The organism is Methylobacterium sp. E-041 (genome assembly GCF_022829665.1).
GTDB lineage: Bacteria > Pseudomonadota > Alphaproteobacteria > Rhizobiales > Beijerinckiaceae > Methylobacterium.
The window spans coordinates 19,326-33,683 of the sequence record NZ_JAKSYQ010000145.1; the positions used below are offsets into that span (position 1 = coordinate 19,326).

Consider the following 14,358-nt stretch of genomic DNA (forward strand, 5'->3'; position numbering starts at 1 on the left):
CAAGGCGTAGCCGACAGAACAGCTTGGGTACGAACACCGGGGGTTCGGAAGCGTGCGAACGGGGGCATTCCCCCGTCGCTCCATCGAGGAAGGCCCACCGTGGGGCCCGAGGCTAGAGGCGGGATGCGAGGCGGTTGCGGCCGAGCACCCCGGTCGTAACCGTCCTCAAGCAGTGACAGCGCGGCTTAATGGGGCCGTGCATCGACAGGGCCGGGGAAGGCATATTGCGTCAGTCCCCGGCCCTCCTTGCCCGGGATAATGAAGCACTCCGTTTCGTGGCGATTTCGATTGACGAACAAATCGTGAATCTCGGCCGCTGAGGGCCATGCATCGCGCCGATGGGCGCAACCGGAGCCATATCCATGAACGCTCCCGTCAAGATCGTCGCGAAGTCGAAGCTCTCCGAATGGAGAGGGCTGGACCGCATCAACCTCGTCGTCCACGGCATGAAGTGCATCTGGCGAGAGCAGGAAAAGGACGACGTCGGGATCGATGGGGAGATCGAGCTGTGCAGGCCCCGTGTGGACGGAGACGGCGCCGTGGCCACCGGCAGGATCGTCAAGGTCCAGTCGAAGTCGGGGACGAGCTTCGTCATCCGCGACACCGAGACCAGCTTCGCCTCGCCGATGTTCGAGAAGGACATCCTCTACTGGCGGGGGGTCAACGTCCCGGTCATCTACGTGGTGTTCCACCCGGACGACGACGCGCTCTACTGGAAGGACGTTCAGGCCTACCTGCGGGACAACCCGAACGCGTTGAGGGCCCCGCACCGGATCGAGTTCTCGAAGGCCGACGACCGTTTCGACGAGGCCGCCTATCCCGCCCTCCTCGCCCTTTGCGAGGGTGCCCCCGAACGGGTCTCGACGGAGGTCGGGGAAACCTTGTTCACGAACCTCCTGAGGATCGAGCGCCGCCCCGAGAAAGTGTGGATCGCCCCCGTCGTGCCCCAGAAGCAGTTCGGGTTCCATGACCGCCTGACCGGCATCATCCCCCCGTACGTCTACAAGGGGGGGCTGCTCCATACGCTCTCGGACCCGTCGGATCGGAACACCGCGCTCGCGAGCGTCATCGACGCCGGAGGCATCGAGCAAATCGACCTTGAGGAATGGATTTCGCAGGGCCCCGAGTACGAGAACGACCTCGCGCGGTTGATGAACGGCCTGATCCACCGGCACCTGAGGGGGATCGGCCTGAGCTACGCGTAGCGGCCGAGGCGCTACTTCTACAATCGCGGGCTGGCGGTGGACGCGCCCATCCAGAAGCGCTGGACCAGCGGCCGGACGGGCCGCACCCAAAGCCGGACCGTCGCCAAGCACTACGAGTACGGGAAGCTGAAGTTCTTCCGGCACCAGGCCCTGGACTACGGGTTCGAACGGTACGGCGACCTCTGGGCGATCGCCATCAACCCGCGGCTCATGTTCACCACTGACGGCACGCGGCCGTGGGAGGGTGAGGCCGCCCGGTCCTACGCGACCTCGGCGCGGGTCGAGGAATACAACGACGCCTACCTCAACAACAACATCCTGTTCTGGGCCTACCAGATGTCCGGCGGGCGGGAACTGTTCGACCTCAGGATCGGGGACGAGACCGTCGCGCAGGCCGGCGGCCCGCCGATCACGGCGGAGGCGGCCTTCAGCATCCAGAGCAATCCGGTTGCCGCGCGCAAGCGTCCGAAGGGGGAGTGAGATGTCCGTCACCATCGAGTACATCCGCGAGCCGCATCTCGAGTTCGGCGGCCACTTCCTGCATCCGGACAAGAAGACCGGGCTCGCCGAGACCGGTCCCTTCGGCCTTACCGACCCGGCCCTCCACCCGACCCAGATCCGGGTGGGCATCGTCGGGACCCGGGCGACCGCTGAGCTCTGCGAACGCTGGGTGGACGAGTGCAGGCACCGCATCGAGACCAACAAGACCCAGAAGCGGACGGCGCCTCCCGGTTCACCATCCCTCCTTGAGGCGTCCGACGAGGAGGTCACGATCGAGGCCTTGGTCAAGAGCCTGACGCCGGACTTCGTCGGCATGTCGGCGGAGACCAGCTTCGCTACCCAGATCCTCACGGCCGAGCGGTGGCGCTCCACGGTCCAGGACCGCGAGGCGCGCCTGATCGCGGATGGCGCCAACGCGATCCAGCGGGTCGAGCGGGCGACCGACCTCCTTGCCGAGCACATCGAACGCATCGCGACGGTCTCGCCCGCGCCGGACGTCATCCTCGTGGCGATGCCGGAGGTCCTTCTCGAAGGCTCGTCGACCGCCCAGCTCAACAACGGTGGCTGGCTCAACCTACGACGTGGCCTGAAGGCGCGGAGCATGAAGTGGGGCGTGCCGATCCAGATCCTGCGGGAGGACACCTTGAGCGGGAAGAAGCCCTCCCTGCAGGACCGGGCGACGCGCGCCTGGAACTTCGCCACAGCGCTGTAGTTCAAGGGCGGCGGCGTTCCCTGGAGGGGCCACAGCGTCGGCGCCGACACCTGCTACGTCGGCGTCACTTTCTACAAGGCCGAGGATGCGGGCGGCCGGATCGGGATGCGGACCGGCATCGCCCAAGCCTTCGACTACCTGGGTCAGGGGGTCGTCCTACGTGGCGATCCCTTCGAGTGGGATGTCGAGGAGCACGGCAAGACCCCGCACCTCACCCACACCGGCGCATCCGATCTGATGCGCAAGGTCCTGACCGAGTACAAGAAGATCAGCCGCCTGCCGCCCAAGCGCGTCGTCGTCCACAAGAGCTCCCGCTTCTGGGGGCCGGAGCACCGCGAGTTCAACGAGCTGGAGGGCTTCTTCGAGGGGATCTACGCCGTGAACCCGCTGGCCGAGGTGGACCTCGTGACCCTCGACCGGAGCCGAGTGCGGCTGGCCCGGATCGGACGCTACCCGCCGGTCCGGGGTACCTTCGCGATGGTCGATGACGCCTACCCCATCCTCTACACCCACGGTTTCACGCCGTACTTCGACACCTACCCGGGCGTCCACGTCCCGGAACCCTGGACCATCCTGGAGAAGCACGGCGACAGTGGGCCGCGCGAGCTCGCCACCGAGATCCTCGCCTTGACGAAGATGAACGTGAACAACGCTGCCTTCTCCGATGGCGTGCCGATCACGATGGCCTTTTCGAGAAAGGTCAGCGAGGTGCTGAAGCAGGTCAGCCCGGAGATGACCGTACGGTCCGAGTACAAGTTTTACATGTGAGCCTCCGGCGAGGCCGTTTCGCGTGTCCGTAATCGGTGTCGGGTTGATTGAAAGCAGCTCTTCCGCTGACGACCCATCCCGGCCGCTTGCACCATGCCAGACATTTCCCGAAAGCAGCAATACGGCACGCCGGCACGTTCGATCCCTCGTAATCATTCATCACGACTACGTGAGTTTTTGGCATACAAAATTTCACGTACTCCAGCGCAGCAAAGACCCAGCTCTCTCGGGTTTGCTGTAGCCAGATTTGGGACACAAACGATGGACGCTAACCGACGCGCGTTTCTGGGAACCGCCGCCCTCGGAGCCGGTGGCCTAATGGCGCTGACGCAGCAGGCTGCTGCAGCAACAACGGATCACGGCGCGCCGGGCGCGGGCGGCTTCGGCCGTGACGTTCAGTAGCTCCCCCCGGGCGCGCAAGTCGCCTACCACGACCCTAAGGATGTCGGCGCCATGCCCGATTTCCATTTTTCCCTCGACGGCAACGTCCCGAAAGTCACGTCGGGCGGGTGGGCCAAGGAAGCGACCGTTCACCAGTTCCCCATCAGCAAGGGGATCGCGGGCGTCCATATGTTCCTTGATCCCGGCGCCTCGCGCGAGCTGCACTGGCACGCCATCGCCGCCGAGTGGGCCTACGTGATTGACGGCCGCTGCCAGACGGTTGTGCTCGATCCGTCAGGGGCGAGCGAAATCAACAATTACGAGCCAGGCGACCTCTGGTTCTTCCCGAAGGGCCACGGCCACTCGATCCAGACGATCGGCGACAAGCCCTGCCACTTCATCCTATCGTTCGACAATGGCGCCTTCTCAGAGCACGGCACCTTCTCGATTACCGACTGGGTCGACGTGTCCCCAAAGGACATGCTGGCGGAGAATTTTGGGCTGCCGAAGGAAGCGCTCAACGCCTTCCCGAAGGGCGAGGCCTACATCCAAGCCGGACCGGTCATCCCGCTCTCCCAGGCGCTCGATGCGCCTTGGCCGAAGGAATCCACCCACAAGTTCCGGCTCCTGAAGGACCCGCGCGCCGTGCGCGAGTTCGACGGCGGGACCTTCCGTCTTGCGACCGTCGACGAGTGGCCGGTTTCCAAGTCGATGTCGGGCGGCGTCATGACCATTCGCCCCGGCCAGATGCGTAAATTCCATTGGAACGTGAATGCCAACGAGTGGCACTTCTACCTGAAGGGTAAGGGCCAGGTGGCGCTGTTCGGCTCGGGCGGTCGCGGCAAGGTCGCAGAGTTCAATCCGGGCGATGTGGCCTACATCCCGATGGGCTTCGGCCACGCGATCAAGAATGTCGGCGACGAGGATCTGGAGATCATCCAGACTTGGGACAACGGCAAGTTCGAGGAGATCGACCTCGATGCCTGGATCAAGGCCAGCCCGAACTATCTGGTGTCCAACAACTTCGCCGGCGTGCCGACCGAGACGATCACGAAGCTGAAGCAGAGCTGATCGAAATCCTAATATCGACTGGAAGGGTGAGGTTCTTATGTAAAACCTCACCCTTCATAAATTAAGCCAATCTGCTGTACCGGATTATCATATAAGACGTATGATTATACCGTTTAGCCGCCCGAAAGCAGACCGGCAGAAATCCACCCATCTTAATCGTAGAACAGACGGACGGGACATGACCTAACGCAGTCGTTTGCGTTCCCCGACGCGATGTGCAGAAGCGGACACATGGCGAGACACCTCTGATCCACTGCCACTGGCTAATACAGACCTTCGTGTTCGGAATGGCGTCTCATCGAAGCGAGTTTGTCTACCAAGGCCGCTTTCGCTTCGAGCGGTTCAGAAACTATTTCGATGCACGCGGAGCATGTCGGCGATCGTGCGCCCATAAGCTATCGACACGACAGCCGGGGGAACAGGTCTGAGCCGATAAGCAGCGCATGCCTACGGCAGATGGGGCCTTTTCAAAAACACGGCGACCTTGTTCTCCCTCGTTGTCCCTGGACACATGTTCGCCGCCGGGTTGCCGAAGAAGGAGCCGCCACCTCTGCCGTATGTAGCTTCCCTTAGGGAGCTACCGGGTAGCGTTTGCCTTGGCAGAATGCCTTCTTGACTGATCAGGGGAGGCACGAATGAAAGGCGGTATACATCGGCGGTCTTCGGCTGGTCGGACACCGGGGATTTGGGAGGGCTCGTACCTCGAACGAATGGACCCCAACGCTGCGGTCTTCACCCCCGATATTGTCAAAGCGATGTGCGAAGGGTTCGATCTGGCTTGGACCTCGATGCTCGCTGCCAACCTCGTTTGCGCGGCTGATCGCTTCGCAACGGAGACACGACGTCAGCTCGCGATTGCGATCGTCGAATCTGCCTGCCGGGGCACATGCGATCGCCATCGGCTGAGCGAAAATGCTCTTAGAAGCTTCTTCCCCCTGGGGCTGCCAGGGCTGGCCGAACAGGATCGGAACGATCCTAGGTAGGCTTTTGCTGATCGCGACCGGCGCAGCCTGACGGAACAATCCCTGCGGCCAGCGCGGTCTGAAGCAAGTCCGTCAGGCTGGCCGCGTTGAGGCGGTTCATGACTTGGGCGCGGTGCAGTTCCACCGTGCGGGGGCTGATACCGAGGTGCTGGCCGATCGTCTTGTTGGTTCCACCATCGACGAGACCGACGAGGACCTGGCGTTCTCGAGGCGTCAACCGCACCAACCGCGCCGCGGCGCTCTCATCGGATGTCGTCGGCCGGGCGTCACTGTGACACTCGATATCGCGATCAGCAGCGCGGATTGCGGTGCATCCTCATCGCTCAAGCTCACGAAGTCGACGGCGCCAGCCTTCATGGCGGCGACCGCCGAGGCGACATCTGCCGTGGGCGAACCGAGCGCGATGGTCGTCAACGCGATGGAACGCGCCTTCAGTTCCCGCGGGATCGCAAGGCATTCATTCCTCGACTGCCGGACGTCGACAAGCACGCAACCCGGCGTGAGGACCGGGGCCATGTCGAGGAAAGCCGATGCGCTGTCGAAGGTTCGGACACGATATTCGAGGCTCCGAACCAGGTTTGCGAGCCGTCGCGCCTCACCGATTTTCGTGCTGACGATGTAGAGTTGATGCTCGTCCTGGTTCGACAGATCGGCGGTGATCCCGCCCAATCGATAGACTGTACCGTTCTCGTCCCGGATCGGAAAGCTGGTCTCGCGCAGCCAGCGGATCGCGCCGTCCCCGGGACGGATGATCCGGTACTCGAACTGCACCGCCTCACCGGCTCGGACAAGTCCGAGCGACCGTTCGACCTGTTGCCGATCGGCGGGGTGGACATCTTTGATCCATTCACTGAACGCGGTCGGCCCTTCCGCGCACGGCACGCCCCAGATCCGCTCGAAGGCGGCACTACGATAGACGATCTTTCCCGCTTCCGGATCGCCGATCCAGAGGAGGCTCCGGCTGTGCTCGGCAAAGCTACGGAACTGGGCCTCGCTGGCCCGGACAGACGTTTCGACATGGCGTTGTGCTGTGACGTCGATCACGGCGCCGATGAACGCGACGGCGCGACCATCCGCGAACGTGGTCCGGCCGGACGTCGCGACATGGCGGGTTTGGCCACCTGTGCGCCCGATCAGCCGATATTCGATGCTGTAGCTGCCGTCCCCGGCCAGATCGATGGCGGCAGCGATGGCATCTTGGACGCGAGCGCGGTCATCCGGGTGGATTCCGGCTTCGAAGACACCGGTGTCGACGGGCGCAGGCGCCGGGACGCCCCACATTTCGCGCACGCGCTGGTCCCAGGTGTGGACACCGGTAGACGGATCCCACGTGTAGACGCCGAGACCGACGAGATCAGTCGCGATCCTGAGGCGCGCCTCGCTTCGCTTAAGCTCCTCCGCCATGACGCGGCGCTCGCTCGTATCCCGAGAAACACCGACGACCAGCTCGATCGCGCCGTCCTCCGCGTGCACCGGCCCCCATAGAAAGTCGAAGTAGGCACCGTAACCCGTGGGGCTCCGGTAGTAGACTTCGCCCTGCGTCGTCACGCCGTCGTTCAGGACGCGGTCGATGTGGCCGTCGAGCTCCTCGGCCAGCTCGGGTGGGTAGTCGAGGTCCGCGAAGGTTCTACCCAGCATCTCGTCGGAGGACAGGCCGAACAGGGTCAGCATGGCCGCATTCGCGTAGGCGAAGCGTTTTTCGGGATCGAAGGCGTAGACGAAATCGGGAATCGAAGAGAGCGTTGTCTCGAGGAAGCGGGACTGGCTCGCCAGTTCCGCCGACGCGGCGTCGACTCGCTGCGTGGCCCGCTTGAGATCGTCGATGTCCTGCACGACGAGGACGACGATTGCTTCGCCTTCGCCGCGGACGGGCGCTGCGCCGACGCGGATCCAGCGTTCCGACCCATCCTTCCCGCGATGGAGAAAATCGATACCCGGCAAGACCGTCTCGCCGCGTAAGGCCCGGTTGCCCGGGTAGCGATCGGGCGTGATCGGCCCGTCATCGCCCTCGTACCCCCGCCAGCGATCCATCTGAGTCGGATCGCGCGACGCCTGCCCGATCAGCCCGACGTAAGGGTGCATGAGCGCGTTGGAATGAACGAGATGCCCGTGATGGTCATAGATGCCGACGCCGAGGGGCAGGGTGTCCAGGATCGATGCAAGCAGGGGACTTTGATCGCGAAGCGCTCGCTCGAGGGTCGCCATCGGCCCAGCTTCTGATCGTGAACGACTCGCCATGACATCCGCCCCCTTTAAGTCACAACGGGCTGATGTTCAGAATTTTTCTTCAGTACCCATGCGTATCGCACGTCTTCTGCTTTCGCGCGATAGTCGAATAGACGATCGGCATCGATGAAGATTTCAGCGCCGGCACGACATCGTCGATGCGGTCGTGCCTGTTCCCGGGGCATGGCCCGGAGCCGCAACAGGTAGGCCCGGCTCGACCGGGTGAGGCTGCTCCACGAGCCGCGACTCGGGAACCTCCCTAGGGATCATCCGGATAGCTCGCCGCTCGCGCGCCGGAGATGAATCGTCACCGACGCTTCCGAGGAGATCACCATGAGAGCTCTGGTCTGGCACGGCACGCAAGACATTCGATGCGATACGGTTCCAGACCCGACGATCGAGGACGACCGGGACGCGATCATCAAGGTCACCGCTTGTGCGATCTGCGGCTCGGACCTGCACCTCTACGACCACTTCATGCCCGGCATGGAGAAGGGCGACGTCATGGGCCACGAGTTCATGGGCGAGGTCGTCGAGACGGGGAAGGGCGTCGGCGGCAGCTTGCGCAAGGGCGAACGGGTGGTGATCCCGTTCACGATCATCTGCGGCCAGTGCGACCAGTGCAGGCGCGGTTTCTTCTCGGTCTGCGAACGCTCGAACCGCAACAAGCACTTGGCCGAAAAGGCCTTCGGGCACACCACGGCGGGCCTTTTCGGCTACACCCACCTCACCGGCGGCTACCAGGGCGGCCAGGCCGAGTACGTCCGCGTGCCCTTCGCCGACAAGACCCATATCAAGGTGCCGGAGGGGCTCAGCGACGAGCAGGTTCTGTTCCTCGGCGACATCTTTCCCACCGGCTGGCAGGCGGCGGTGCAGGCCGACATCCAGCCGACCGACACGGTAGCGATCTGGGGCGCCGGTCCGGTCGGTCAGATGACGATCCGCTCGGCGATCCTGCTCGGCGCCAAGCGGGTGGTATGCATCGACAGCGTGCCCGAGCGCTTGGAGATGGCTCGGGCGGGCGGAGCGATCACCATCGACAATGCCCAGGAGAGCGTGGTCGAGCGCCTCAACGAGTTGACCGGCGGCAAGGGGCCGGAGAAGTGCATCGATGCTGTCGGCATGGAGGCCCATTCACCGCGTGCGCTCGAACAGGCCTACGACCGCCTCAAGCAGGCGGTGATGCTGGAGAGCGACCGTGCCAGCGTTCTGCGAGAGATGATTTACGTCTGCCGTCCCGCCGGGATCCTCTCGATCCCCGGCGTCTATGGCGGCCTCGTCGACAAGATGCCGATGGGGGCCCTGATGAACAAGGGCCTCACCGTCCGCACCGGCCAGACGCACGTAAATCGCTGGACCGACGACCTCGTGAAGCGCATCGCCGACGGACAGATCGACCCCTCCTTCGTCATCACCCACCGGGCGGGGCTCGAACAGGGACCGGAGATGTACAAGACCTTCCGCGACAAGAAGGACAACTGCATCAAGGTCGTGCTCCGGCCGTAACTGGTGTCGTAGCGCGCCGCGCTGCGGCGGCTCTGCCGCTTCGCCCTCGTGTCCACCGAGGAAGCCAGCATGTCCGAGTCCACGTACCCACGCGACCGGGGCCGCCCACGCGCGCAGATGCCCTTGCCGAACTATCTCGGTGCGGACCCGCGCCGCAGGCCGGATCCCGGAACACAGGTCCTCGCCCAAGGTCTCGGCTGGCTCTCGATCGGTCTGGGTCTGACCGAGTTGGCGTATGGCGGCGCCATAGCTCGCTGGCTCGGCATGCCGCGCGCGGCTCCGGTCATTCATGCCTACGGCGTGCGCGAACTCCTCCAAGGAGCCGGAATTCTGGGCTCCAGCGATCCGACCCCCTGGATCTCGGCACGCGTCGCGGGGGACGCGCTCGACATCGCCACGGTCCTGCCCGGGCTCGAGGATCCCAATCCCCTCAAGCACAATGTGTTGCTCGCACTTGGTGCCTTGATCGGGGTCACGGCGGTCGATGTGATCTGTGCGCAGAGTCTCGCGAAAGCGCCCCTCGAACCGTCTCAGAAAGTCCGTCAGGACTACCGTCGGCGCAGTGGCTTTCGACAGCGCGCCGAAGCGATGCGGGGTGCGGCACGCGACTTCACGCCCCCGCCCGACATCATCGGTCCGGAGGCGATGCGTCCCTGGAGATCGGCCAAAGCCTGAACGCAACGGAAGGGTAGGCCAGATGCTTCCTGTTCTCGAACAGGTGTCGGGCGCGCTCGTGATGGGGCTCGTCCTCGCCGACGTCTTCCTGACCGTCCTCTACGCACGCATCGGAACGGGCTTGTTCGCGGACCGGGTGGCCCATCTCGTCTGGGCGATCTTCCGCCGTGCTGACGATCTCTTCGCAAAGCGGCGGGGTGCGGTGCTCTCCGCCTGCGGCCCGGTCATCCTCATCGTCTACGTTCTCTTCTGGTCGATGGGGCTGACCCTCGGAGCCGGCCTCATCATCCACCCGGCATTGGGAACGGCCGTTCGGGCGAGCGGTGGCGAAACCCCGGCCGACTTCGTGACCGCCCTGTACGCGGGCGGCAGCAGCATCGCGATTGTGGGGGCGAGCGACTTCAAACCGGCCACGGACGCCTACCGGGTCCTCTACCTCGTCAACTCGCTCATCGGGATGTCGGTGACGTCGCTGGTCCTGACCTACGTGATGCAGGTCTACACATCGCTTCGACAGCGCAATGCTCTCGGCCTGAAGCTGCATCTGCTGGCGGCTGAGACCTCGGATGCGGCCGAACTCCTGGTACGTCTCGGGCCCAGAGGACAGTTCAGTTCCGGATACACCCACCTGGCCAATGTTGCCGGGTCCCTCGCCGAAATGAAGGAGGCGCATCACTTCTATCCGGTGCTGTTCTACTTCCGCTTCCGGCAGCCCTTCTATTCCGTCTCGGCGCAGGCGTTCATCGCGCTCGACACGGTGTCGCTGATCCGAAGCGGAATTGTGGATCGTCAGGCCGCATGGCTCAAGGAGAGCGCTGCTGTCGATGCGATCTGGCGCGTCGCCATGCTGCTTGTCATCACCCTCGAATTGACGTTCCTGCCCGGGGATCTGCCAGCGCCCGCCGACGCAAACTGTACCGAGCGCGAAGCATGGCGTACCCGCTACGCAGCGGCCGTCGGCCGGCTGTCGGAAGCCGGCGTCGAGCCGACACCGGGTGGGCCGGGTCCAGAGACCTATGTCGCGTTGCGGGCACGTTGGCAGCCACACATCGCACGACTGGCCCCTGCGATGGCCTACCACATCGAAGAGTTCAGACCCGGGAGGGAGCCGCGACCCTGAAACGCTTCGTCCCAGCGTATCGAAAACGGCGCTCGCACGCGCTCCCTGTTGCTGGTCTGTCAGCTTCGTCGAACGCGCTCTCGGGAGCCGCTGCTTCGCCTTGGAGAAATTGCACCGGAAGCGCTGACTTTGGCCGAGCGTCTTGATCTGCGAAAACCGGTCGTGTCCCAGCTCCATTAATCGTTTCGACTGCCGGACGGGCATCGCTATTTTTGTAAATCTGGAAACTCTGCTGCGTTTGAGGAAGTTTTGAGCCTGGCTACGGACAACACCTTAGGACTCTACCGGATGAGGCAATCGCGGAATGCATGACACGCTTCTCATCGAGCCCACGGCTTCAGGTTGGAAAAGCCATCTTATGTCCCGGGGCTGTAACGACCAATCCTCGCACTCGAAGGAAGCCAGCCATGGTGACCAAAGCGCTCTTCGTACGACTGGAAGCGAAGCCCGGACGTGAGGCCGATGTGGAAAGTTTTCTGCGCGGCGGTCTTTCGATTGTCGAGCAGGAGCCGGCGACGACAGCTTGGTTCGCCGTTCGAATCGGACTGTCGACCTTTGGAATCTTTGACGCCTTCCCCGACGAGGCGGGCCGGCAGGCCCATCTTTCCGGCGGCGTCGCGCAGGCGCTGAAGGCACAGGCGTCCGAACTGTTCTCCGAGCCACCTTCGATCCAGGAAATCGACGTGCTCGCCTCGAAGCTTCCTCGGTGGCGGGGGCCGGTGCCCCATGGATCACAGACCGACGCCGGGAATGCGCTCATGCTGGCCGAAGGAACTACGATTTGAGCGTTCAGCCGTTCAGGTCCGGCGTCGCCTCAAAGGGCCCCCCCGTTACTCGAGCGGGCCGCAGTGTCCGAGCGGGCGGTGAGGACCGTCCCGAATCCAATCCTTGTCGAACGGAGAGCGGAACATGACTTCTGAAACCCTCGACGACCTGAAGGTCGCGATCCTGGTGACGGACGGCTTCGAGCAGATCGAGATGACCGATCCGCGCAAGGCCGTCGACGAGGCAGGCGCCGAGACCCGGCTCGTGTCGCCCAAGGACGGTCGGGTGAAGGCCTGGAACTTCACGGATTGGGGCGACACCTTCCCGGTGGACATGCCCCTCGACAGCGCCCGGTCCGAGGACTTTGACGCGCTCCTGCTGCCGGGTGGCGTCATCAACCCCGACATGCTCCGCGCGCTGCCCGAGGCGATCGCGTTCGTGAAGGCCTTCTTCGACGCCCGCAAGCCCATGGCCTCGATCTGCCATGGCCCCTGGACCATCATCGAGGCGGACGCCGCACGCGGACCGCGCCTGACCTCCTGGCCGTCGCTGATGACCGACCTCAAGAACGCCGGGGCGGAGTGGGTGGATCAGGAGGTCGTCGTCGATCAGGGCTTCGTCACCAGTCGCAAACCCGACGACATCCCGGCCTTCCACCCGGAGGTGATCAGGCTGTTCGCGAGCGCACGCGGACCGTCGCGACAGGCAGCCGCCCAATGAAACCGAAAGCCGCGGTCGACGCTGCGCAGCAAACGCCTTCTCCGTCGGGACCGAAGATCATGGAGCGGCGTCCGTTCGGTCCTGTGCCACGCGAGATTGCGGTGATCGGCCAGGGAACCTGGTACATTGACGACGCGCACCGACCCACCGCTGTCGCGACCCTGCGGCGGGGTCTCGACCTCGGCATGACCCACATCGACACGGCCGAGATGTACGGCGACGCCGAGACCGTGGTCGGCGAGGCTATTGCTGAACGGCGCGAGGAAGTTTTCCTTGTCTCCAAAGTACTCCCCAGCAACGCGACGCGCGCGGGGACCGTGGCGGCCTGCGAGCGATCGCTTGCGCGCCTGCGCACCGACAGGCTGGATTGTTACCTCCTGCACTGGCCCGGTCCGCACCCACTGGAGGACACCTTCGCCGGCTTCGAGCGGCTTCGCGAGCAGGGCAAGATCCTGTCCTGGGGGGTGAGCAACTTCGACGTGCCCGACCTCAATGCCGCTTGGAAAGCCGGTGGCGAGGGCCGGATAGCCTGCAACCAGGTCCTCTATCACCTCCAAGAGCGTGCCATCGAGCACACGGTACTGCCGTGGTGTGAGGAGCACGGTATCGCCACGGTCGCTTACAGCCCATTCGGCCATGGCAGCTTTCCCGGCCCGTACACGTCGGGGTACCGCGTCTTGGGGGAGATCGCGTCCAGCCACGGCGCGACCGCGCGTCAAGTGGCGCTCCGCTTCCTGGTGCGGCGACCGTCGTTGCTCACGATCCCCAAGGCGTCTAGCCCCGAGCACGTCGCCGACAACGCGGCCGCCGCCGCGCTGCAGCTGACGGAAGCCGAACTTGCCCGGATCGACGCAGCATTCCCGCTCGGCTCCCGGCCACGCCGGCTTCCCATGCTGTAGGGCCCATGAAAATCCGCTGCAGCCGGAAAGAACGGATCGGGATGCGCGCTTCGGAGCAAGTGTTCGGCGCGGTCGTGATGCTGACTGTCCTCTTCGACGTGTTCCTGAGGGGGCTTCACGCCCGTATCGGAACGGGCATCCTCAGCCCCAAGCTCACGCGGCTGACGTGGCGGCTGTTCCGAGGTCCACCGGCCGGACTACGGGCCGATGGTGTTGGCCTTCCACGGGCCGGCAATCCTCCTGCTGCTGGCCTTGACGCGGTCGGGGCTCCTCGCGTCCGACGCTGGATTGATTATGCAGCCCGAACGCAGCACCGGCGTCCGGGCCAGCCGCGGTGAGACGCCCACGGACCTCGTTACCGCCCTCTACCCCGGCGGCAGCAGCCTTCTCCATCATCGGCGCGAGCGATTTCGCGCCGCATACAGCGGCCATCAAAACGCAGCCCTCCAAGCGTCGCCCAAGGCGGCCCACCACAGACGTTTGTCGTTCACTGGCAATGCGGTTGTGCTGCCGGGGCTGTTTCCTAGCCGAGTGTACGGGATCTTTTCTGACCCAAGCCGTGCAAACGCTCCTTTGGCCATATCCTGAATTTCCAAGAAATCACCATCTGGCAAAACTTACCCGCTTGCCGAGGATGAAAACGGCGGATTTCGCTTGAACCGCCTGCGTGCATCCCGAGCGATCGACTAGGTCGCGGACTCATAAAGTTCGCAGCCAGACCCGGACGGCAGCGAGTTTGACGCTGGCGAGGAAGTTGTCGGGATCCTTGTCGTAGCGGGTGGCGACGGCGCGGAAGTGCTTGATCTTGCTGAAGAAGCGCTCGACC

The 14,358-nt window shown here is 64.2% G+C and carries 12 protein-coding genes and 2 pseudogenes; 11 read left to right on the forward strand and 3 right to left on the reverse strand.

From position 1 onward, the window contains the following. Positions 1-362 precede the first annotated feature (362 nt). The 5 genes and pseudogenes from MKK70_RS13620 to MKK70_RS13640 form a co-directional block, all read left to right on the forward strand. Positions 363-1,205, forward strand: coding sequence for a DUF4365 domain-containing protein (locus MKK70_RS13620; protein WP_243948357.1), 843 nt, complete (start codon positions 363-365; stop codon positions 1,203-1,205). Between the two features lie 36 nt (positions 1,206-1,241). Beyond that, positions 1,242-1,685, forward strand: a complete 444-nt coding sequence (locus MKK70_RS13625; protein ID WP_243948365.1) for a hypothetical protein — start codon at positions 1,242-1,244, stop codon at positions 1,683-1,685. Between the two features lies 1 nt (position 1,686). Continuing rightward, a complete protein-coding gene (locus MKK70_RS13630; RefSeq protein WP_243948366.1) occupies positions 1,687-2,418 on the forward strand; it encodes a hypothetical protein in 732 nt (243 codons plus the stop codon). Between the two features lie 105 nt (positions 2,419-2,523). Next, the gene (locus MKK70_RS13635) at positions 2,524-3,186 is read left to right on the forward strand and encodes a hypothetical protein (protein WP_243948368.1); all 663 of its coding nucleotides are present in this window, start codon (positions 2,524-2,526) and stop codon (positions 3,184-3,186) included. Between the two features lie 447 nt (positions 3,187-3,633). Further along, positions 3,634-4,638 (forward strand): annotated as a pseudogene (locus tag MKK70_RS13640) (cupin domain-containing protein); the annotation flags it as partial. 975 nt (positions 4,639-5,613) lie between these two features. Here the strand turns inward: MKK70_RS13640 and MKK70_RS13645 are convergent. Both MKK70_RS13645 and MKK70_RS13650 read right to left on the reverse strand, forming a co-directional pair. Then, a complete protein-coding gene (locus MKK70_RS13645) occupies positions 5,614-5,844 on the reverse strand; it encodes a response regulator transcription factor (RefSeq protein WP_243948387.1) in 231 nt (76 codons plus the stop codon). Continuing rightward, positions 5,835-7,826: a PAS domain S-box protein gene (locus tag MKK70_RS13650; RefSeq protein WP_243948378.1), complete on the reverse strand. Its 1,992-nt coding sequence runs from the start codon at positions 7,824-7,826 to the stop codon at positions 5,835-5,837. Before MKK70_RS13650 ends, MKK70_RS13645 begins: the two co-directional genes overlap by 10 nt. A 354-nt stretch (positions 7,827-8,180) precedes the next feature. On the opposite strand from MKK70_RS13650, the gene MKK70_RS13655 reads away from it, so the two are divergent. The 6 genes from MKK70_RS13655 (at position 8,181) to MKK70_RS13680 (ending at position 13,532) form a co-directional block, all read left to right on the forward strand. Beyond that, the gene (locus MKK70_RS13655; protein ID WP_243948379.1) at positions 8,181-9,353 is read left to right on the forward strand and encodes a zinc-dependent alcohol dehydrogenase; all 1,173 of its coding nucleotides are present in this window, start codon (positions 8,181-8,183) and stop codon (positions 9,351-9,353) included. 117 nt (positions 9,354-9,470) lie between these two features. Then, positions 9,471-10,028: a cyclase dehydrase gene (locus MKK70_RS13660; RefSeq protein ID WP_243948389.1), complete on the forward strand. Its 558-nt coding sequence runs from the start codon at positions 9,471-9,473 to the stop codon at positions 10,026-10,028. A gap of 22 nt (positions 10,029-10,050) precedes the next feature. Further along, complete coding sequence (locus tag MKK70_RS13665; protein WP_243948381.1) at positions 10,051-11,148, forward strand: two pore domain potassium channel family protein; 1,098 nt, start codon at positions 10,051-10,053, stop codon at positions 11,146-11,148. Positions 11,149-11,555: 407 nt separating this feature from the next. Next, positions 11,556-11,933 (forward strand): putative quinol monooxygenase, encoded by a 378-nt coding sequence (locus MKK70_RS13670; RefSeq protein ID WP_243948383.1) that lies wholly within the window; start codon positions 11,556-11,558, stop codon positions 11,931-11,933. 124 nt (positions 11,934-12,057) lie between these two features. Beyond that, positions 12,058-12,633 carry a type 1 glutamine amidotransferase domain-containing protein gene (locus MKK70_RS13675; RefSeq protein WP_243948385.1) on the forward strand — a complete coding sequence of 192 codons (576 nt, stop codon included), beginning with the start codon at positions 12,058-12,060 and terminating at the stop codon, positions 12,631-12,633. Between the two features lie 59 nt (positions 12,634-12,692). Further along, positions 12,693-13,532 carry an aldo/keto reductase gene (locus MKK70_RS13680; protein WP_243948391.1) on the forward strand — a complete coding sequence of 280 codons (840 nt, stop codon included), beginning with the start codon at positions 12,693-12,695 and terminating at the stop codon, positions 13,530-13,532. A gap of 699 nt (positions 13,533-14,231) precedes the next feature. Here MKK70_RS13680 and MKK70_RS13685 read toward each other — a convergent pair. Next, a pseudogene (locus tag MKK70_RS13685) lies at positions 14,232-14,358 on the reverse strand (IS5/IS1182 family transposase); the annotation flags it as partial.

Bases quoted from the DNA above. Each gene is read 5' to 3' on its own strand.
- MKK70_RS13620 (WP_243948357.1), top strand. From the start codon at position 363: ATGAACGCTCCCGTCAAGATCGTCGCGAAGTCGAAGCTCTCCGAATGG.
- MKK70_RS13630 (WP_243948366.1), top strand. From the start codon at position 1,687: ATGTCCGTCACCATCGAGTACATCCGCGAGCCGCATCTCGAGTTCGGC.
- MKK70_RS13670 (WP_243948383.1), top strand. From the start codon at position 11,556: ATGGTGACCAAAGCGCTCTTCGTACGACTGGAAGCGAAGCCCGGACGT.
- MKK70_RS13660 (WP_243948389.1), top strand. From the start codon at position 9,471: ATGCCCTTGCCGAACTATCTCGGTGCGGACCCGCGCCGCAGGCCGGAT.
- MKK70_RS13665 (WP_243948381.1), top strand. From the start codon at position 10,051: ATGCTTCCTGTTCTCGAACAGGTGTCGGGCGCGCTCGTGATGGGGCTC.
- MKK70_RS13635 (WP_243948368.1), top strand. From the start codon at position 2,524: ATGCGGACCGGCATCGCCCAAGCCTTCGACTACCTGGGTCAGGGGGTC.
- MKK70_RS13680 (WP_243948391.1), top strand. From the start codon at position 12,693: ATGGAGCGGCGTCCGTTCGGTCCTGTGCCACGCGAGATTGCGGTGATC.
- MKK70_RS13655 (WP_243948379.1), top strand. From the start codon at position 8,181: ATGAGAGCTCTGGTCTGGCACGGCACGCAAGACATTCGATGCGATACG.
- MKK70_RS13675 (WP_243948385.1), top strand. From the start codon at position 12,058: ATGACTTCTGAAACCCTCGACGACCTGAAGGTCGCGATCCTGGTGACG.
- MKK70_RS13650 (WP_243948378.1), bottom strand. From the start codon at position 7,826: ATGGCGACCCTCGAGCGAGCGCTTCGCGATCAAAGTCCCCTGCTTGCA.